We start from the raw sequence: 19627 nt of genomic DNA on the forward strand, positions 1-19627 counted from the left end.
GCCTGACCATGTCCCCGTTGCAGACCCTGCTCGCCTCCCACCGCGCCGGTGCCAACGTCGGCCTGTACAGCGTCTGCTGCAGCAACGAGCAGGTGCTGCGTGCGGCCATGCACGTGGCGCTGGCGCACGGTACCGTGCTGCTGATCGAGGCCACCTCCAACCAGGTCGACCAGTTTGGCGGCTACACCGGGATGACCCCGCCGCAGTACCGCGATTACGTGGGCACGCTGGCCGATGAAGAAGGTTTCCCGCGCGAGCGGCTGATCCTGGGTGGCGACCACCTCGGCCCGAATGCCTGGCAGAAGCGCCCGGCGGCCGAAGCGATGACCCACGCGCGCGTGCTGATCGAAGCCTACGTCGCCGCCGGTTTCCACAAGATCCACCTCGATTGCAGCATGTCCTGCGCCGATGACCCGGTGCCGCTGCCCGACGCCATCGTCGCCGCGCGTTCGGCCGAGCTGGCCGAGATTGCCGAACGCACCGCCGCCGAACACGGCCTGCCGCCGCCGGTCTACGTGATCGGTACCGAGGTGCCGATTCCCGGGGGTGAAGCCTCGCTGGCCGAGGGCCTGCAGGTGACCACGCCCGCTGCTGCCGCGCAGACCCTGGCGATTCATCAGCAGGCGTTCGATACGCCGCAGCTGCGCGATGCGTGGCAGCGCGTGATCGCCATGGTGGTGCAACCGGGCGTGGACTTCGACCACAGCAGTGTGCACGAGTACGACCCGGCCGCCGCCAGCACGCTGGCCGACTTCCTCGAACAGCAGCCGCGCATCGTGTTCGAAGCGCATTCCACCGACTACCAGCGCGAAAGTGGCCTGCACGCCTTGGTGCGCGACCACTTCGCCATCCTCAAGGTCGGCCCGGCGGCGACCTTCGCCTACCGCGAAGCGCTGTTCGCGCTGGCCGCGATCGAGGCCGAACTGCTGCCGGCCGCACAGTGCTCGCGCCTGCCGCAGGTGCTGGATGAAGTGATGGTGGCGCAGCCGAAGTACTGGCAGTCCTACTACCAGGGCGATGAGGCAGCGCTGCGCCTGCTGCGCAGCTATTCCTTCAGCGACCGCTGCCGCTACTACTGGGGCGAGCCCGCGCTGGTGCAGGCGGTGCAGACCCTGTTCGCCAACCTGGAACAGCACGCGCCGCCACTGGTACTGCTCAGCCAGTACCTGCCGGAGCAGTACCGCGCCGTGCGTGAGGGCACGCTGGCCAACACGCCCACCGCGCTGGTGCAGCACCGCATCGGCCTGTGCCTGGGCGAGTACGCCCGTGCGTGCAGCGCCAACCAGGCCGGAACCCGCACGCATCACGCAGACGCAGCTGCCGCCGTTGCTGCGAACGGCTAATCTCTACCTTTCCCCGCGACACCGAGAATGGCCATGCGCAACACCCGCTCCCGCCGGCAACAGATCCTGCAGCTGCTGATCGAGCACGGCTCGGTGCAGGTGGCCGATCTGGTCGAGCGCTTCGGCGTGTCGGCGGTGACCATCCGTGCCGACCTGACCCACTTCGAATCGCAGGGCCTGGCCAATCGTACTCACGGCGGCGCCACGCTGGTGCGCACGCCGCCACAGGAACAGGACATCCACGAAAAGGACGCACTGAACCTGCCGCTGAAGGAATCGATCGGCGCGTGTGCCGCGCGCCTGGTGCGGCCCGGTGACAACATCATCATCGACTCCGGCTCGACCACGATGACCCTGGCCCGCCACTTGCGCACCCAGCGCGACGTGACGGTGATGACCAATGGGTTGAACATCGCCTGGGAACTGGCCAACGCGCCCGGCATCAACGTACTGCTGACCGGTGGACTGCTGCGCCAGCAGTCGTTGTCGCTGCAGGGCAGCCAGGCCGAAGCCAGCCTCAACTCCTACAGCTTCGACACCCTGTTTCTGGGCGTGGACGGCCTGGACCTGCAGTTCGGCCTGACCACCCACGATGAAGCCGAAGCCCGCCTCAACCACCGCATGGTCGAGCGCGCGCGCCGCATCGTGGTGCTGACCGACGCCTCCAAGTTCGGCCGCGTCAGCCTGCACCGCATCGCACTTCTCGATCAGATCCACGCCATCATCACCGACGCCGGCATCGACGACGCAACCCGTGAAGGGCTGCAGCGGGTGGGCATCGAAGTGATCATCGCCGAGCCCACTGCATGACCGACACCCGCACCCTGCATGGCCGCATCCTCACCCCGCTGGGCTGGCGGCGTGGCCAGGTCCACTTCGATTCGCACGTGCGCCAGCTGCAGGTTGACGACCACAGCGGCGCCGACGACCTGCAGCTGCCGGTGATCCTGCCCGGCTTCGTCGACCTGCATGTGCATGGCGCGGCCGGCGTGGACCTGATGCAGGGCGGCGACGTGGCACGCACCATCGCCCGCACCCATCTGCGCTTCGGCACCACCACGCTGCTGGCGACCACCATGACCGCCGGGCTGGACGAGATCGAGCACGCGCTGCGCGGCGTCGCTGCGGCGATGGCGGCGCCCGATGCCGACGCCGCCAGCATCGCCGGCGTGCATCTGGAAGGACCGTTCATCAGCCCGCAGCGGCTGGGCGCACAGCCCAATCGTACGATCGAGGCGACGGTGGCACTGGTGCAGCAGCTGCACGCGCTGGCGCCGATCCGGGTGATGACACTGGCGCCGGAAATCGGCGAGCACACCGCGCTGATTCCCGCGCTTTCGGCAATGGGCATCCGTGTGCAGCTGGGCCACAGCGCCGGCACTTACGAAGAAGGTGTTGCTGCGCTGCAGGCCGGGGCTTCCGGCTTCACCCATCTGTTCAACGGCATGACCGGCGTCGACCACTACCGGCCTGGCATCGCCGCGGCGGCGCTGGCACATGCGCAGTACGCCGAGATCATTCCCGACCTGCAGCACATCCATCCCGGCGTGATCCGCCTGGCCGCGCGCGCGATTCCGCGCCTGTACGCGGTGACCGACGCGACTGCCGCCACCGGCATGCCCGATGGCGAGTACGCGCTGGGCGAGCAGCGCGTGCACAAGTGCGGCGGCTGCGTGCGCCTGGCGACGGGTTCGCTGGCCGGCAGCGCACTGACCATGGACCAGGCGCTGCGCAACCTGGTGCGCGTCGGCCTGGACCTGGCCGACGCCTCGCAGCGGGTTTCCACCTTCCCCGCCGACTACCTGGGCCTGGGCGATCGCGGCCGCATTGCGCCCGACGCCCGCGCCGACCTGGTGGTACTGGACGCCGAACTGCGCCTGCAGCAGGTGGTCATTGGTGGGCGCGTGGTCGATCTGACCTGACGCAAGCGATGCGGCCCGGATGCCGCGCGGGCTCCCTGTAGAGCCGAGCCATGCTCGGCTCACCGCGCGAAGCGCGGCATGGGGAACCTCGATATCGGAACGGAAAGCAGCCGAGCATGGCTCGGCTCTACAGAATGCACTCTGCGACGAACCGCCGCCGGGCCTGGCCCGGCGCTACCACAGGAACTGCCGATGACTGCAAGCACCGCCCCGCGCTGGCCCGTACGCTACCTGCTCTTCATCGGCGGCCTGGGGGGCCTGCTGTACGGCATCGACATCGGCATCATCGCCGGTGCCCTGCCCTATCTTGAGGCGACCGCCAGTCACGCCTGGCAGCTCAGCAGCCAGCAGCTCGGCTTCGTGGTGGCGGCGGTACTGCTGGGCAGCGTGCTGTCCTCGCTGTTCGCCGGCATGGTCGCCGACCTGATCGGTCGCCGCGGTGCGATGCTGCTGGCCGGCCTGCTGTTCACCGCCTCGATTCCGATCATGGCGCTGGCCTCGGGCTACACGCCGCTGCTGCTCGGGCGGCTGCTGCAGGGCATCAGTGGCGGCCTGATCGGCGTGGTGATTCCGCTGTACCTGGCCGAAGTGCTCAGCCCCGAGCGGCGTGGACGCGGTGCGGCGATGTTCCAGCTGCTGCTGACCGTTGGCCTGGTGCTGGCCGCGCTGATCGGCCTGTACCACGCCCATGCCGTGGATGCCGCCGCCGAGGCCGTGCGCTCGCTGCCGGTCGCGCAGCAGGCGCAGGAACTGTTCACGGTGAAGGACCACGCCTGGCGCACCATCTTCTGGACCTGCCTGGCGCCCGGCCTGCTGTTCTGCGCCGGTATCTTCTGGCTGTCCGAATCACCACGCTGGCTGGTGCGCCGCGGCCGCATCGATGAAGCCCGCCGCAGCCTTCAGCGCGTCCTCACCGCCGCAGAGGTTGAGCCCACGCTGGCCCAGATCCAGGCGCCGGAATCGAGCAGCAGCGACGGCAAGCGCGACCCGCTGTTCAGGCGCCGCTACGTGGTGCCGTTCGTGCTCGCGTGCGTGGTGCTGGCCTGCACCCAGGCCACCGGCATCAACTCGGTGCTGGCCTACGCGGTCAACATCCTCAACCAGGCTGGCCTGTCCGGTTCGGTGGCCAACGGTGCCGACGTGGCGATCAAGCTGCTCAACGCGGTGATGACCGTGGTCGCGCTGCTGCTGGTCGACCGCAAGGGCCGCAAGTTTCTGCTGATGCTGGGCAGCGGTGGCATCTGCGTGGCCCTGCTGGCAGCGGCCACGCTGTTCTTCCAGGCCGAGCGCGGACGCGCCGATGTGCAGCCTCAGCTGCAGGCGGCGGTCAGCGGCGAAGGCCTGCAGCTGGTGCTGGATGACGCGCAGTGGCAACGCCTGAGCAATGGCATCGACAGCCAGGGCCGACCGATGCAGCTGACCGTGTCGTACGCCTATGGTGATTTCACCAATGTGCGCGCCCTGCGCAGCGACAACCTGATTGATCGCGAACTGCGCATCGAGCGCACCGGCACCGTGCAGCCGGACAGCGTGATCGGTGCGTTCTTCCGCAAACTCCACCTGAATCCATTTGCCGACCCGGCCAGTGCCAGCCAGGCGCCACTGCGCATCGAGCAGGCCCGCATTGGCCCGGTGCCGCCACCGGCACACGGCTGGGCGGTGGCCACCTGCATCCTGGTGTTCGTCGCGTTCTTCGCCGTCGGCCCCGGCGTATGCGTGTGGCTGGCATTGTCTGAGCTGATGCCGAACCGCATCCGCTCCAACGGCATGAGCATCGCGCTGCTGATCAACCAGTTCGTCTCAACCACCATCGCCGCGATCTTCCTGCCCACGGTGGGCCACTACGGCTACGCCAGCATGTTCGTGTTCTGGGCGGCGTGTACCTTCGTGTTCTTCCTGGTGGCCGCATTCTGGCTGCCGGAGACCAAGGGCAAGTCGCTGGAAGAGATCGAGGCGCGGTTCGCCCGGTAGCGGTCGACCCCGGTCGACCTCCGCGCGCAGCGCGAGGGTGTTGGCGCGCCCATCACTCGCCGGTGATGTGCCTGGCCAGCTCCTGCGCCTCGGCAACGCTGGGCAGCCCGCTCAGCATCATCGATTCGCCGAACGGCCCCTGCACCGTCGCCACCATCAGCACACGGCCATCCACGCTGATCGCTGCCCGCTGGCCCACCAGTGCTGCCGTGTCATCGTGGATGCGCTGGTGCGCTTCAGGCCGGTAGCGGATCTGCAGGCCGGGTTGCTTGGCATCGTCCAGTACGTAGCGCACATCAGCAATGTCCGCACTGCCCGCAATCGGCGGCTCGCGCAGGGCCAGGGTTTCGCCTTGCCATTGCGCCGGCCGGCCTTTGCCGGAGGCGTCCACCGCGCTCAGGCGCACATCCACGCCGGGGCGTGGCGCATGATCCTTGCCTGCCAAGGCACCGGGTGTGGCGCCAGGCCTGCATCCGGTCAGGGCCAACGCCACGCCCAGCAACAGGGAAAGCGCAGCCCTCACTTCAGCTTCCGCAGCTTGAATGCCACCAGTACCTGCAGCAGCCCATACAGCAGGCTGCCGATGCCGATCCACAGCGTGGTCACCGCCACGCCTGCGTACGGGTTGGCCGCAAACAGCAGGCCCAGCACCACCGCAAGCACACCACTGAGTATCAGCAACCACTCACCCTGGATCTGCTTGCGCACGCGGATCGCGAACACGATGCGATAGATGCCCGCCACCAGCAGCCACGCTGCGAGGAACAACACCAGCACGCTGGCGGTGGCCAGCGGGTTGATCACCGCCAGGATGCCGAAGCCCAGCGAGGCGATGGCATACAGCGCCAGCCACCCACGCGAGGCACCACTGCCGCCGCTGATCAGTGCGAACAGGCTGATGACACCTTCAACGATGGCCATCACGCCCAGTGTCCACGCCAGCGCCATCGCTGCGGACAAGGGCCAGCCGATGGCAACGATGCCAAAACCCAGTGCGACAAGCCCGTACAGCAGCAGGATCCACCAGCTGCGGCCAACCGCCGACAGCAAGGGAGACAAGGGGGAATTCATGACCACTCCTTCGATCCGGAACCGGCCTCATCCTAGCCCCTGTGGATGAAGAGGGCGATCACGGCGCCCGCGCGCAGACCCACACGCGCACCTCCGCAGCGCCCACCAGGCGCAGCGTCTCGGCAACCTCCATCACCGTGCTGCCGGTGGTCATCACATCATCGACCACGGTCAGCCGCGTTGGCACCAAGCCCCGCACATCGAACGCATCGAACAGATTTTCCCTGCGCTGTTCGGCCGTGCGCTCGGACTGCGGCGCGGTGTGGCGCCGCCGGTACAGCCCCTGCCAGACCGGCATCGGCAGCAGCCGGCACAGCTCGCCCGCCTGGTTGTAGCCGCGCTGGCGCAGCCGGCGATTGTGCAGCGGCACCGGCACCAGCGGTGGACACCACCACGGCGGCGGTGCGCGCTGCATCAGCTGCGCGAGCAGGCGTCCGGCTGCGAGATCCTGATGGAACTTGTAGCGGACCAGCAACTGGTCGACCGGTGGCAGGTACAGCAGGCTGGCGTGGGTAGCCGTCTGTGGCGGTACCTCCTCGCGGCAGCTGCCACAGACGATCAACGCGGTGTCGGGCAACGGCAACGCGCAGCGCAGGCAGGCACGGCCTGCCCAGGGCAGATCGGCCAGGCAAGCGCAGCACAGATCAAGATCATCGTGGCCCGGGTCGCCGCAGACCAGGCAGCGGAGCGGTAGCAGCACACCAAGCAGTGCGCGCGAGACACGGGTTGCCGAACGCAGGAGATAAGTACGCATCACCCAATACTTGATGGCGCACGCCGCGTGCGGCCATCGGCGAAGCACCGATTGCAGTGTCGGAACTGCCCTCAACTGCGACGGGGGCCGCCGCCCGTCAGGAAAGGCGTTCACCCTGTCCGGTCGCCGGTGGCGTAGCGGCGGGCCCGATCAACAACTCCGCCAGCCCGCGATAGATCGGCACCCTGCACACCAGCCCGGACACGCCACGCGCGATCAGCACCGTGGCCAGTATCGGCAGCAGCAGGTCGCCGCTGTCGGTCAGTTCCAGCGAGATCACCGCCGACGTCAGCGGGGCCTGGGTAACGCCGGTCAGGTAAGCACACATGCCCAGCAGCACGAACGCGCGCGGGTCCACGCCCGGCATCAGCACTGCCAGGTTGTGGCCGAGTCCAGCGCCGACCGCCAACGCCGGCGAGAACAGGCCGCCGGGAATGCCCGCCACGTACGAGGCCAGATTGGCCAGCAGCTTCATCAACCCGAACTCGTGGCCGACCAGCGCCTGCCCCTGCACCAGGCTGCGCGCCTGCTCGTAGCCGGTGCCGAACGCGCCTTCACCGAAGACCAGGGCGAGCAGTACCACCGCCATGCCGCAGCCTGCGGCCAGCAGCACCGGATGCCGCTGCCGCAGTTGCCCGAGCCAACGCGGGCGGCCCGCCGCACTGGCCAGCACCGCACGCGCGAACAGGCCGCCCAGCAGCCCTGCCACCACGCCGCAAAGCAGGATGGCCAGCCAGCCCTGGCCGAGCGGCAGGCGTGCACTCACATGGCCGAAGTAGGTGTAGTTGCCGAGCAGGCCCAGCGACACCACGCCGCCGACGATCACTGCGGTCAGCAGGGTGCCTGAGAAACGATGCTCGAAGCGGCCGCTGAGCTCCTCGATGGCGAAGACGATACCGGCCAGCGGCGTGTTGAAGGCCGCCGCGATACCCGCCGCACCACCGGCCAGCAGGAAGTGCGAGAGCTCGCGGGGATCCTTGAAACCGAACCAGCGGCCGAACAGATACATCAGGCTTGCGCCTACGTGCACGGTGGGCCCCTCGCGCCCGACCGATGCGCCCCCCAGCAGCGACAGCGAGGTCAGCAGCAGCTTGCCGGCCGAAACCGCTGGGGAAAGGTTGGTTTTCCGGAACGGCTCATCGGCCTTGTCCAGCGCAGCGATGACCTGCGGAATGCCGCTGCCCCGCGTGGGCTTCAGCACGCCGGAAGTGAGCCACGCCAGCAGCGCGAAGATGCCGGGCGTGAGCAGCAGGGCCCACCATGGCGAGTGTGACGTGATGCGCTGGAACAGATGGAAGGCCGCATCGCTGGCCTTGGCGAACAGGATCGCCACCAGCGCCACGGCCACGGCGCCGCCCCAGAGCGCGGCGCGGCGGCGCCAGGCTTCGCTGAGAACCAGCGCGGTGATGCGGCCGCGGAGGCGATGGAGATCGGTCATGAGTCAAAGTCTGCGCGCCAGCGCTTTGGTTAGACAGCGGCCACTGTGGCCGAAGGTCTTGCAGGATGCGGTGAAATGCACGTATGCCGCCAGAAGAGCGTCCTGAACTCGGGCAGATGCAGCGATCTGCGAGATCTGATGCTCAGATCACCAAACGATGGAGAATGTGGGTCAGCGTCAGCTGAGAACAACCTTGGTTCGGCAACACACCATCCTCTCCCGGCGTGCCCACCTCGAATCCTTCCTCAACGTCCTCGTAGTACAGCAACCCTTCGGGCAGTTGTGCGACCGCCCAGACCCACTCAATCATGCCCAGCCTGTGCAACCGAACCGCATGGAATGGCACGCGCAGGGATTCGAAGGTGGCTCGTTGGACAGGTGAGCAATCCTGCAACTGCCGTGCGACCAGGGTTTCCAGTTCTTCCCGGGTGATCGGCTGCCAGTTGTCCGGATTGTCCATTGCAGCGCTGCCCGATTGAACGTGTGTGCTTGAGGTTACGTCCAACGCGCTGCGCAGGTCGATCCTGACGATGTTCGGGCCAAGCTCACCGCGCAGGCTGCCCCCGCTCCCGGCCCGAGGACGGGGTTCGCCGCGGCAGCAGCGATGCCCGCAATCGATGCAGCGCCATGGCCATCGCTTGTATGGGATTCCATTCCAGTCACGGCAAAGTAAACCAAAACATCAAACTAAAAGTTGACAGCCCGTGCCCCCCCACCCACACTGCCGCCCTCGCTCCACTCGCACCCAAGGTCCCGCCATGGCTGCTGCCATCCGCCACGACTGGCAACACGACGAACTGCAGGCGCTGTTCGATCTGCCGTTCCCCGAGCTGCTGTTCCGCGCCGCGGCAGTCCATCGCGAGCACTTCGACCCGTCGCAGGTGCAGGTGTCCACGCTGTTATCGGTGAAGACCGGCGGCTGCCCGGAAGACTGCGCGTACTGCCCGCAGGCGCAGCGCTACAGCACCGGGGTGAATGCGCAGAAGCTGATGGACACGGACGCGGTGCTGGCCAAGGCACGCCAGGCCAAGGCCGCCGGTGCGTCGCGCTTCTGCATGGGTGCCGCATGGCGTTCACCGAAGGATCGCGACATTCCGAAGGTGGCGGCGATGATCGCCGGGGTGAAGGCACTGGGCCTGGAGACCTGCGCCACGCTGGGCATGCTCAGTGGAGAACAGGCACGTGCGCTGAAGGACGCCGGCTTGGACTACTACAACCACAACCTCGACACCGCGCCGGACTACTACGATTCGATCATCCACACGCGCCAGTACCAGGACCGCCTGGATACGCTGGAACGCGTGCGCGATGCCGGCCTGAAGACCTGCTGCGGTGGCATCGTCGGCATGGGCGAGACGCGCGCGCAGCGCGTTGGCCTGCTGCTGGCACTGGCCACGCTGCCGGCGCATCCGGATTCGGTGCCGATCAACAAGCTGGTGCAGGTGGCGGGCACGCCGCTGCATGGCAGTGCCGAACTGGACCCGTTCGAGTTCGTGCGCATGATCGCGGTGGCACGCATCGCCATGCCGCGCGCGATGGTGCGGCTGTCGGCCGGGCGCGAGGCGATGAGTGACGAACTGCAGGCGCTGTGTTTCCTGGCCGGTGCCAATTCGATCTTCTATGGCGACAAGCTGCTGACCACCGGCAACCCGGAGAGCGAGCGCGACCTGGCTTTGTTCGCCCGGCTGGGCCTGCAGCCGATGGCGGTGCAGGTGGATGCCGAGGGCCACGACCACGGCGGCACCGTGCACGCCGATATCAGTGCCGATACGCCCGGCTGTGGCTGCGCTCACGCGGCCTGAGACGGGCCGCAAGCAGGCGCCGCGGCAACGCGCTACCCTAGCCGCCCCGTCGACGCATTCAGCCACCATGGCCCGCCCCGACCTGACCGCCCGCCTCCACGCCCAGCGCGCCCTGCGCGATGCCCAAGGCCGTCGCCGCCCGCGACGCACGGTCACCCGTCGCGATGGCGTGCGCCTGGAAGTGGACGGCCAGTGGCTGACCGGCTTCTGCAGCAACGACTACCTGGGCCTGGCCCAGCAGTTCAGCGTGGTCAACGCGCTGCAGGACGCCGCCGCACGCGAAGGCGCTGGCGCCGGTGCCTCGCACCTGGTCTGCGGCCACCACGCCCTGCATGAGGCGCTGGAACGCGAGGTGGCCGAGTGGCTGGGCTATCCGCGTGCGCTGCTGTTCGGCAGTGGCTTCGCCGCCAATCTGGCGGTGCAGCAGGCACTGCTGAGCGAAGAGAACGATGTCTGCGTACAGGACAAGCTCAACCACGCCAGCCTCCTTGATGCCACCCGGCTGGCCGGTGCGCGCCTGCGCCGCTACCCGCACCTGGATGCGGAAGGCGCGATGCGCCAGCTCAAGCACGCGCCCGACGGCGCGGCAATGCTGGCCACCGATGGTGTCTTCAGCATGGACGGCGACATCGCACCGCTGCGTGCATTGTCGCTTGTGGCACGCCTGCAACAGGCGCTGTTCTATGTGGATGATGCGCACGGTGTAGGCGTGGTCGGTGATGGCCGTGGTGCCGTGGCCGCCGCCGGGCTGGGCGTGGACGATGTGCCGCTGCAGCTGGTCACGCTTGGCAAGGCACTGGGTGGTTCCGGCGCCTTGGCGCTCGGCCGCGACGACCTGATCGAACATCTGGCCGAAACCGCGCGCCCGTACATCTACACCACCGCCGTGCCACCGGCGATGGCCGCTGCGGCGCTTGAAGCGGTGCGCCTGGCGCGCCGCGACCACTGGCGTCGCACCAAGCTGACCGACCTGATCGCGCTGTTCCGTAGTGAAGCGCGTCGCCATGGCCTGGACCTGATGGCCTCGGAAACACCGATCCAGCCGCTGCTGTGTGGTGACGATCGACGCGCCGTGGCGATGTCCAGGGCGCTGGAACAGGCCGGTTGGCTGGTCGGCGCGATCCGTCCGCCCACCGTACCCGAAGGCAAGGCACGCCTGCGCGTGACACTGTCCGCGCTGCATACGCCGGAACAGGTGCGTGGCCTGGTTGACGCGATCGGCAGCGCGCGCGATCGCGTGGACCTGGCGGTGCGCGACGCCGCGCCCCCGCCGTTGCCTGTCTTTGCCTGAGCCTGCAGTCGTTTTCCCATGCATATCGACGTCACCGGCCAAGGGCCGGACCTGGTACTGATCCATGGCTGGGCCCTGCAGGGCGGTGTGTTCGCGCCGCTGGTGCAGCGCTTGGCGGACCAGTTCACCCTGCACCTGGTCGACCTGCCCGGCCATGGCCACAGCCGCGAGGACACCACGCCGCTGCGCCTGCCGTTCGTGGTCAGTGCCATTGCCGCGGCCACACCGCCGGCGGTGTGGTGCGGCTGGTCGCTGGGCGGCCTGTTCGCGCTGCACGCTGCCGCGACGCTGCCAAAGGTGCGCGGGCTGGCGATGATCGCGGCCACGCCGCGCTTCGTGCGTGGCGAGGATTGGCCGCACGCGGTGGAGCCGACGGTGTTCGAGCAGTTCGGGCGCGAGCTGGCCACCGACTTCGGCGGCACCCTGGAACGCTTCCTCGCGCTGGACGTGATGGGCTCGGCACACGCCCGCGAGGAGCTGCGCGCCCTGCGGCAGCGCCTGGTCGAGCGCGGTGCGCCCACCGAACGCGCCCTGCTGGAAGGCCTGCGCCTGCTCGAAAGCACCGATCTGCGCGGCGCGCTGCCGACGCTGGGCAAGCCCAGCCTGTGGATCGCCGGCCAGCGAGACCGGTTGGTGTCTCCGGTGGCGATGCAGGCCGCCGCGGCGCTGGCCCCGGGCGCGCAGGCGCTGACGATCGCCCATGGTGGACATGCGCCTTTCCTCGGCCATGCCGATGAGGTGGCCGCCGCCCTGCAACACTTCGTTGCCGGCCTGTCACCGGCCGATGGCGGACAATGAGCCCCCTCCGAATTCCGCAGGATTGACGCATGGATCTGGGTATCAACGGCCGCTGGGCACTGGTCTGCGGCGCAAGCAAGGGGCTGGGCCTGGGCTGCGCGCGTGCGCTGGTGCGCGAGGGCGTCAACGTGGTGATCGTGGCTCGTGGCGAGGAGGCACTGCAGGTTGCCGCCGCAGGGCTGAGCGCCCTGCCCGGTGCCGCTGAGGTCCGCACGGTCGCCGCCGACGTCACCACCGAGGCCGGCCGTGCCGCGGCGCTGGCCGCATGCCCGCAGGTGGACATCCTGGTCACCAATGCCGGTGGCCCGCCACCGGGCGACTTCCGCAATTTCGAGCGCGACGACTGGATCGCCGCGCTGGACGCCAACATGCTGGCGCCGATCGCGCTGATCCGCGCCACCGTCGACGCGATGATCGAGCGCGGCTTCGGCCGCATCGTCAACATCACCTCGTCGGCGGTGAAGGCACCGATCGACATCCTGGCGCTGTCCAACGGCGCGCGCAGTGGCCTGACCGGTTTCGTCGCCGGCCTGTCGCGCCGCACCGTGGCCCACAACGTCACCATCAACAACCTGCTGCCCGGCCAGTTCGACACCGACCGCCTGCGCGCCAACTTCGCCCACAGTGCGGGCAAGGACGGCGATGCTGGCGAAGTGGCCGAACGTCGCCGCCAGCAGATTCCCGCCGGCCGCTTCGGCACGCCGGACGAGTTCGGCGCCGCCTGCGCCTTCCTGTGCAGTGCACAGGCCGGTTACCTCACCGGGCAGAATCTGCTGATCGACGGCGGCGCCTACCCCGGTACGTTCTAAGAGACTTTCGCAATGCCGTCCCACTTCGATGCCCGCCATGTCCGCCGCGCGTTCGCGCGTGCCGCCACCAGTTACGACGCTGCCGCCGCCCTGCAGCGCGAGGTGCAGTCGCGGCTGATCGAATCGCTGGACTACCTTGAGGCACGCAAGCCCGAGGTGGTGCTGGACATCGGCGCCGGCACCGGCCATGCAAGTGCGTTGATGAAGAAGCGCTGGCCGAAGGCGCAGGTGATCGCGCTGGACGTGGCGCTGCCGATGCTGGACCAGGCCAAGCGCCAGGCCGGCTGGTGGAAGCCGTTCCAGCGCCTGTGCGGCGACGCCGCTGCGCTGCCGCTGGCCGACAACAGCGTGGACGTGATCTTCAGCAACCTGTGCCTGCAGTGGGTGGACGACCTGCCGGCGGTGTTCGCCGGGTTCCGTCGCGTGCTCAAGCCCGGTGGCCTGCTGCTGTGCTCGACCTTCGGCCCGGAAACCCTGGTGGAACTCAACGAAGCGTTCGCCGCCGCCGATGATCGTCCGCACGTGAGCCGCTTTGCACAGATCGCCCAGTTCGGTGATGCGCTGATGATGGCCGGCTTCCGTGACCCGGTGCTGGACCGCGATCTGTTCACCCTGACCTACGACGACCTGCCCTCGCTGATGCGCGAACTGCGCGCGATGGGCGCGACCAATGCGCGGGTGGACCGCCGCCATACGCTGACCGGGCGTGGTCGTTTCGCCGCTGCCGCCGCTGCATACGAGCCGATGCGCCGTGCCGACGGCAAGCTGCCCAGCAGCTGGGAAGTGATCTATGCCCACGCCTGGGCACCGGACCCGGGCGCGCCGATCCGCGAAGGCGGGCATGACGTCGCCTCGGTGCCGGTGTCGGCGATTCCAATCCGCCGCAAGCAGACCTGATCGTCTGGTAGTGCTGGCCGCTGGCCGGCAACCTCACGATTCCATGGTGGGCATCTGCCGGCCAGCGGCCGGCACTACCCAATGCGACGCCGCGCCCAACGCAGGCTTTCGCCCTCAGGTATTGGCCGGCGAGCTCAGCGGCGGGCGCACCAGGTCGCGGTGGAAGAAGTAGATTTCCTGCACCAGGAAGCGCCAGCTGGTGTGGAAGCTGCGGAAGCGCGTGCTGGGCGTGGACGAGGCCAGCGCATCGATGCCCAGTGCCTTGCTCAGTCGCAGCGCGCGCGCCATGTGCAGCGGGTCGCTGACGATGATCACCCGGTGCAGGTCGCGCTGGTCCATCAGTCGCTTGGCTTCCACCAGGTTCTGCACGGTGTTGCGCGACGCGGTCTCGATCAGGATCGCATCGTCCGGCACGCCATGCTTCAGCGCATAGCGCCGCGCCACCTGCGATTCGGAGAAGCGCGCACCGGTGCCACCATAGCCGCCGGTGAAGATCAGCAGCGGCGCGTACTGGGCCTCGTACAGGTCTAGTCCATGCCGGATGCGTTCTTCGAACACCGGTGACGGCTTGGCGTCATAGGCCGCCGCACCGAGCACGATGATGGCGTCGGCCTTGGCGGCCTGGTCGCGCTCACCTACCCAAACGATCCAGGCGGTCACGCCCAGCAGCCAGACCACCAGCAGCACGAACAGCCGCCACAGCCAGCCCAGCAGGCCGGTGCGGGGCCGGTGCCGGTCGCGGCTCATGGCGCGCCCCAGCGCAGCGCAGGCAGGTCGACATTGCCACCAGACAGCACCAGGCCCACGCGCAGGCCGGCGAAGCGCTGTGGCTGTGCCAGCACGGCAGCGAGCACGGTGGCCGACGACGGCTCGACCACCTGCTTGAGCACCTCCCACAGCAGGCGCATCGCCGCCATCGTCGCGGTGTCATCAACCACGATCACCTCGGCACCTGCCGCGCGCAGCAATTCGAAATTCGGCGCGCCGATCAGGGTACGCAGTCCATCGCAGATCGTGTCCGGGGCGAACGCGCCCTGCCGCTCGCCAGCGGCCAGCGAGCGCGCGGTATCGTCGGCTCCGGCTGGCTCGGCCAGCACCAGGCGGGTCTGCGGGCTGGCGTGCTGCAGGGCCAGCGCGGTGCCGCTGGCCAGGCCACCGCCGCCGACCGGCACGACCAGCACGTCGAACGGGCCGTCGCTGTGCAGCAGCTCCAGCGCGGCGGTGCCCTGCCCCGCCATCACCGCCGGGTCGGTGTATGGATGGACGAGAGTCGCGCCGGTATCGGCCTGCACTTTGGCGCAGGCGGCCTCACGATCGGCGGTGGTCGGCGGGCAGCGCCAGAGGGTGGCGCCATGGCGCGCGATGTTGGCCAGCTTGGCCGCCACCGCGCCTTCCGGCACCACCACGTGACAGGGAATGCCACGCGTGCGCGCGGCCAGCGCCAAGGCGGCGCCATGATTGCCGGAGGAGTGCGTGACCACGCCGGCACTGGCGCGATCGGCCTCCAGCGACCACACCGCGTTGCAGGCACCACGGAACTTGAATGCGCCGCCGCGCTGCAGGTGCTCGGCCTTGAACGCGAGTTGCGCGCCGGCCAGCGCATCAAGCATGCGCGAGCGCAGTACCGGGGTCACGCTGGCATGCGGGGCAATCCTCGCCGCAGCAAGCAGGACGTCATCGGCGCGGGGCAACAGTGAATCGCTCATGACGCAAGATTAACGTATGGCTTCGCGCTGGCGACCGGGGCGCAGGTCATGCCAGCATGCAGGCCTACGCCTCCATTCATCCTGGCCGGCAGAATTAAGGGCCGATTCAACGCTGGCGCCCGAAGCTGACTGCACACCCGTCCTCTGGGGGGACCCACCATGAAAATGCGCCTGATGCTTGCCGGGGGCCTGTTGCTGGCCCTGACCGGCTGCACCACCTACGACTATGTCGGCGGGGGCCGCAGCGGCAGCTACTACCACGGTGCGCCGTCGGTGGAGTACCGCTACCCGGCCGGCTATCCCTACAACTACGGCCCCTACTACGGTGGCTATGGCGGCTACTACGGCGGCTACGGCAACCCGTATTACTCGCGCCCGATCTACCGACCGCCGCACAACCACCGCCCGCCGCCGCGCCCGGGCAATGGTGGCGAGCATCGTCCCCCGCCGCCGTCACGGCCGTCGTACAACGGTGGTTCCCCGTGGCGGAACATGGATTCGATGCGCCGCCCGCCGCAGTCGAACGCCCAGCCCTCGGCGCCCCAGGCCCGTCCGGCACCGGCACCGAGTGCGCCGAGGATGAACGGTTCCCCTTGGCGCAACATGGATCGTGCGACGCAGCGCACAGTTGAGCGCTGAACCGTCTTGCATTTCACACGGTCCAAGCCGCACTCTACGCGGACAGTGACGGCCCACGTCACAAAGTGACAAAAACGACACGGGCCGCCGCAAAAAGCTCTACGTCGATATCCGACAGGAACATCTGGATCCCCCCTGTTCCGGCCCTGTCGGATGTCGGCACCTCTGAAGGCAGACGGCCCCGCAATGCGGGGCCGTTTGTTTTGTCAGGTCGCCAACCGGCGAAAGCCCCAGCTTCAGTAGATCCACGCCATGCGTGGATGGCGCCTTCCCGACAGCCGCAAAAAAACAGGGCCGGACAGTCCCCCGACTGCCGGCCCTCTGCTCCCCCACCGTGCGCCTGTACCGGCCCCTGTTCCAATTCCGGTCACGGGCGCCTACGGCGCCAGCCACGATGGGTGCTATTGGGTTATCTGCAAAAATCCTGCCAACTTTAGGGCCGATTTCGCCGCCAACTGGCTGGCGCCGGCGTCCGGACCCCGAATGGCGCTAAAATCGCCACCCCTGCGCCGCCCCCGGCCGCGCCTGCCCCAAGCTGAACAGCCCCCATGAACCCGTCCTTCCATCGTTACGACGTCATCGTCATCGGCGGTGGCCACGCCGGCACCGAAGCCGCGCTGGCCGCGGCCCGCACCGGCGTGCGCACCCTGCTGCTGACCCACAACATCGAAACGGTGGGCGCGATGAGCTGCAACCCGGCCATCGGCGGCATCGGCAAGGGCCACCTGGTCAAGGAGATCGACGCCCTGGGCGGTGCGATGGCGCATGCCGCCGACCGCGCCGGCATCCAATGGCGCACGCTCAACGCATCGAAGGGCCCGGCCGTGCGTGCCACCCGCTGCCAGGCCGACCGCAACCTGTACCGCATGGCGATCCGCGCCATCGTCGAAGGCCAGGACAACCTGACGGTGTTCCAGGCCGCGGTCGATGACCTGGTCATCGAAGGCGATGCCGTGCGCGGGGTCATCACCCAGACCGGCCTGCGCTTCGATGCCGAGGCCGTGGTGCTGACCGCCGGCACCTTCCTGGCCGGCAAGATCCATGTCGGCCCGACCCAGTACGCCGCCGGCCGCATGGGCGACCCGCCGGCCACCACGCTGGCGGCGCGCCTGCGCGAGCGCCCGTTCCAGGTGGACCGCCTGAAGACCGGCACGCCGCCGCGCATCGACGGCCGCTCGCTGGACTACAGCGTGATGGATGAGCAGCCCGGCGACTCGCCGCGCCCGGTGATGTCCTTCCTGGGTTCGGTGGACGAGCATCCGCAGCAGGTCAGCTGCTGGATCACCCACACCACCGAACAGACCCACCAGATCATCCGCGACGCGCTGCACCGCTCGCCGCTGTACAGCGGCCAGATCGAGGGCATCGGCCCGCGCTACTGCCCGTCCATCGAAGACAAGGTGGTGCGCTTTGCCGAGAAGGCCAGCCACCAGATCTTCGTCGAACCCGAAGGCCTGGGCATCGTCGAGATCTACCCCAACGGCATCTCCACCTCGCTGCCGTTCGACGTGCAGCTGGAGATGGTGCGCAGCATCCGCGGTTTCGGCAACGCGCATATCACCCGCCCGGGCTACGCGATCGAGTACGACTTCTTCGATCCACGCGGGTTGAAGGCTTCGCTGGAAACCAAGCTGGTCAACGGCCTGTTCTTCGCCGGCCAGATCAACGGCACCACCGGCTATGAAGAAGCCGCCGCGCAGGGCCTGTTGGCCGGCCTCAACGCCGCACGCCAGGTGCGCGGGCTGGACGGCTGGTGCCCGCGTCGCGACGAGGCCTACCTGGGCGTGCTGGTGGATGACCTGATCACCCACGGTACCAACGAGCCGTACCGCATGTTCACCAGCCGCGCCGAATACCGCCTGCAGCTGCGCGAGGACAATGCCGACCAGCGCCTGACACCGGCCGGCCGCGAGATGGGCCTGGTGGATGACCGCCGCTGGAACGCGTTCGAGACCAAGCAGGCCGCTGTTGCTGCCGAACGCGCACGCTTGGGCGCGCTGTGGGCAACCCCGGCCAATGCGCTGGGCCGTGAAGTGCAGGACACGCTGGGTGTGGCGGTCAGCCGCGAGACCAACGTGCTGGACCTGATCAAGCGCCCCGAGCTGGATTACGCGCAGCTGATGCAGGTGCCATCGCTGGGGCCGGCCGTGGCCGACGCCAAGGTGGCCGAGCAGGTGGAGATCGGCGTGAAGTACGCCGGCTACCTGGACCGCCAGCGCGAGGAGATCGAGCGCCAGCAGCGGCATGAAGCCACGCCGATCGCCGAAGCCTTCGATTACGCGGCGGTGCGCGGGCTGTCGGCCGAAGCGCTGCAGAAGCTGGAGCGCGTGCGCCCGCAGACCATCGGCCAGGCGCAGCGCATTCCGGGCATGACCCCGGCGGCAATCTCGCTGCTTCTGGTGCACCTGGAGCGTGCACGCCGCGGCCGCGTGGCGTAACGCGGGATTGGTGGATGCCATCCACCAATGCGGCGCGCGATCCGTTCTGGCAGGTGTCGACCTTGGTCGACACGGATGCATGAGGCATTCCGGCAGTTGCGGGTGGCGGGGTCGCCATTGGCCGAGCGCGTATCATCGTCGCGGACGCCCTGATTTCCGGAGACATCGATGAACCCGCTGCGCCCCTTCCGCGACAAGATGCCCGTCCTCGGCGAGCGCGTGTACATCGACCCGTCGTGCACGATCATCGGTGACGTGGAGCTGGGCGAGGACGTCTCGGTGTGGCCGGGCACGATCATCCGCGGTGACGTCAACTACGTGCGCATCGGCGCACGCACCAATGTGCAGGACGGCACCATCATCCACGTCAGCCACCACAGCCCCTACAACAAGGCCGGCTACCCGACCCTGATCGGCGAAGGCGTGACCGTCGGCCACGGCTGCATCATCCACGCCTGCACCATCGGTGATTACAGCCTGATCGGCATGGGTGCCTGCATCCTCGACGGCGCGCGGGTCGAGCGCCATGGCTTCGTCGGCGCCGGTGCCGTGGTCGGCCCGGGCAAGGTGGTCGGCGAAGGCGAGCTGTGGGTGGGCAACCCGGCCCGCCCGGCACGCACGCTGAGCGACAAGGAAATCGAGGCGCTGCATTACTCGGCCGACCACTACGTGCGGCTGAAGGACGAATACCTGGGCTGAGCGGCCAACGCCGCCATGCGGCTCTGCTAAAGTCTGGGCCCGACCAGGA

Annotated in this window: 19 protein-coding genes; 12 read left to right on the forward strand and 7 right to left on the reverse strand. The window is 68.5% G+C overall.

The window, feature by feature from the left end; all coding sequences use genetic code 11:
• Nucleotides 1-8 precede the first annotated feature (8 nt).
• The 4 genes from BN1263_RS01415 (at nucleotide 9) to BN1263_RS01430 (ending at nucleotide 5236) form a co-directional block, all read left to right on the forward strand.
• A complete protein-coding gene (locus BN1263_RS01415; RefSeq protein WP_058979034.1) occupies nucleotides 9-1343 on the forward strand; it encodes a D-tagatose-bisphosphate aldolase, class II, non-catalytic subunit in 1335 nt (444 codons plus the stop codon).
• A 33-nt stretch (nucleotides 1344-1376) separates the two neighbouring features.
• Complete coding sequence (locus BN1263_RS01420) at nucleotides 1377-2153, forward strand: DeoR family transcriptional regulator (RefSeq protein ID WP_031270180.1); 777 nt, start codon at nucleotides 1377-1379, stop codon at nucleotides 2151-2153.
• Nucleotides 2150-3265 (forward strand): N-acetylglucosamine-6-phosphate deacetylase, encoded by a 1116-nt coding sequence (gene nagA, locus BN1263_RS01425; protein WP_058979037.1) that lies wholly within the window; start codon nucleotides 2150-2152, stop codon nucleotides 3263-3265. Before BN1263_RS01420 ends, nagA begins: the two co-directional genes overlap by 4 nt.
• 192 nt (nucleotides 3266-3457) lie before the next feature.
• Nucleotides 3458-5236 carry an MFS transporter gene (locus BN1263_RS01430; RefSeq protein WP_058979039.1) on the forward strand — a complete coding sequence of 593 codons (1779 nt, stop codon included), beginning with the start codon at nucleotides 3458-3460 and terminating at the stop codon, nucleotides 5234-5236.
• A gap of 52 nt (nucleotides 5237-5288) precedes the next feature.
• On the opposite strand, the gene BN1263_RS01435 is transcribed toward BN1263_RS01430, so the two are convergent.
• The 5 genes from BN1263_RS01435 to BN1263_RS01455 all read right to left on the reverse strand — a co-directional run bounded on the left by BN1263_RS01435 (nucleotide 5289) and on the right by BN1263_RS01455 (nucleotide 8959).
• On the reverse strand, nucleotides 5289-5759 hold the full coding sequence (locus tag BN1263_RS01435) for a SecDF P1 head subdomain-containing protein (RefSeq protein ID WP_058979040.1): 471 nt from the start codon (nucleotides 5757-5759) through the stop codon (nucleotides 5289-5291).
• Nucleotides 5756-6307, reverse strand: a complete 552-nt coding sequence (locus tag BN1263_RS01440; protein ID WP_021203354.1) for an HdeD family acid-resistance protein — start codon at nucleotides 6305-6307, stop codon at nucleotides 5756-5758. Before BN1263_RS01440 ends, BN1263_RS01435 begins: the two co-directional genes overlap by 4 nt.
• 58 nt (nucleotides 6308-6365) lie before the next feature.
• Complete coding sequence (locus tag BN1263_RS01445) at nucleotides 6366-7061, reverse strand: ComF family protein (RefSeq protein WP_058979042.1); 696 nt, start codon at nucleotides 7059-7061, stop codon at nucleotides 6366-6368.
• A 97-nt stretch (nucleotides 7062-7158) separates the two neighbouring features.
• A complete protein-coding gene (locus BN1263_RS01450; protein WP_058979044.1) occupies nucleotides 7159-8499 on the reverse strand; it encodes a chloride channel protein in 1341 nt (446 codons plus the stop codon).
• 142 nt (nucleotides 8500-8641) lie between these two features.
• Nucleotides 8642-8959 (reverse strand): hypothetical protein, encoded by a 318-nt coding sequence (locus tag BN1263_RS01455; RefSeq protein ID WP_021203351.1) that lies wholly within the window; start codon nucleotides 8957-8959, stop codon nucleotides 8642-8644.
• A 298-nt stretch (nucleotides 8960-9257) separates the two neighbouring features.
• Here BN1263_RS01455 and bioB point away from each other — a divergent pair, with 298 nt between their 5' ends.
• The 5 genes from bioB (at nucleotide 9258) to bioC (ending at nucleotide 14096) form a co-directional block, all read left to right on the forward strand.
• A complete protein-coding gene (gene bioB / locus BN1263_RS01460) occupies nucleotides 9258-10301 on the forward strand; it encodes a biotin synthase BioB (RefSeq protein ID WP_058979046.1) in 1044 nt (347 codons plus the stop codon).
• A gap of 67 nt (nucleotides 10302-10368) precedes the next feature.
• Nucleotides 10369-11592 (forward strand): 8-amino-7-oxononanoate synthase, encoded by a 1224-nt coding sequence (gene bioF, locus BN1263_RS01465; RefSeq protein WP_058979048.1) that lies wholly within the window; start codon nucleotides 10369-10371, stop codon nucleotides 11590-11592.
• Nucleotides 11593-11610: 18 nt separating this feature from the next.
• On the forward strand, nucleotides 11611-12390 hold the full coding sequence (gene bioH / locus BN1263_RS01470) for a pimeloyl-ACP methyl ester esterase BioH (RefSeq protein WP_058979050.1): 780 nt from the start codon (nucleotides 11611-11613) through the stop codon (nucleotides 12388-12390).
• 29 nt (nucleotides 12391-12419) lie between these two features.
• Complete coding sequence (locus tag BN1263_RS01475; RefSeq protein ID WP_058979052.1) at nucleotides 12420-13199, forward strand: SDR family oxidoreductase; 780 nt, start codon at nucleotides 12420-12422, stop codon at nucleotides 13197-13199.
• 12 nt (nucleotides 13200-13211) lie between these two features.
• A complete protein-coding gene (gene bioC / locus BN1263_RS01480; protein ID WP_058979054.1) occupies nucleotides 13212-14096 on the forward strand; it encodes a malonyl-ACP O-methyltransferase BioC in 885 nt (294 codons plus the stop codon).
• A 114-nt stretch (nucleotides 14097-14210) separates the two neighbouring features.
• Here bioC and BN1263_RS01485 read toward each other — a convergent pair whose 3' ends face one another.
• Together BN1263_RS01485 and BN1263_RS01490 are read right to left on the reverse strand one after the other, a co-directional pair.
• Nucleotides 14211-14855, reverse strand: a complete 645-nt coding sequence (locus tag BN1263_RS01485) for a YdcF family protein (RefSeq protein WP_058979308.1) — start codon at nucleotides 14853-14855, stop codon at nucleotides 14211-14213.
• Entirely contained in the window at nucleotides 14840-15802 is a 963-nt protein-coding gene (locus tag BN1263_RS01490) for a pyridoxal-phosphate dependent enzyme (protein ID WP_058979056.1), read from the reverse strand. The genes BN1263_RS01485 and BN1263_RS01490 overlap by 16 nt, the downstream gene beginning before the upstream one ends.
• 159 nt (nucleotides 15803-15961) lie before the next feature.
• Here BN1263_RS01490 and BN1263_RS01495 point away from each other — a divergent pair, with 159 nt between their 5' ends.
• The 3 genes from BN1263_RS01495 to BN1263_RS01505 all read left to right on the forward strand — a co-directional run bounded on the left by BN1263_RS01495 (nucleotide 15962) and on the right by BN1263_RS01505 (nucleotide 19578).
• The gene (locus tag BN1263_RS01495) at nucleotides 15962-16441 is read left to right on the forward strand and encodes a hypothetical protein (RefSeq protein ID WP_058979058.1); all 480 of its coding nucleotides are present in this window, start codon (nucleotides 15962-15964) and stop codon (nucleotides 16439-16441) included.
• A 548-nt stretch (nucleotides 16442-16989) separates the two neighbouring features.
• Nucleotides 16990-18879: a tRNA uridine-5-carboxymethylaminomethyl(34) synthesis enzyme MnmG gene (mnmG, locus tag BN1263_RS01500; protein WP_058979060.1), complete on the forward strand. Its 1890-nt coding sequence runs from the start codon at nucleotides 16990-16992 to the stop codon at nucleotides 18877-18879.
• 168 nt (nucleotides 18880-19047) lie between these two features.
• Nucleotides 19048-19578: a gamma carbonic anhydrase family protein gene (locus BN1263_RS01505; protein ID WP_019661650.1), complete on the forward strand. Its 531-nt coding sequence runs from the start codon at nucleotides 19048-19050 to the stop codon at nucleotides 19576-19578.
• Nucleotides 19579-19627: the final 49 nt, after the last annotated feature.

The sequence above is a fragment of the Stenotrophomonas thermophila genome (genome assembly GCF_001499715.1).
GTDB classification, from domain to species: domain Bacteria; phylum Pseudomonadota; class Gammaproteobacteria; order Xanthomonadales; family Xanthomonadaceae; genus Stenotrophomonas; species Stenotrophomonas hibiscicola.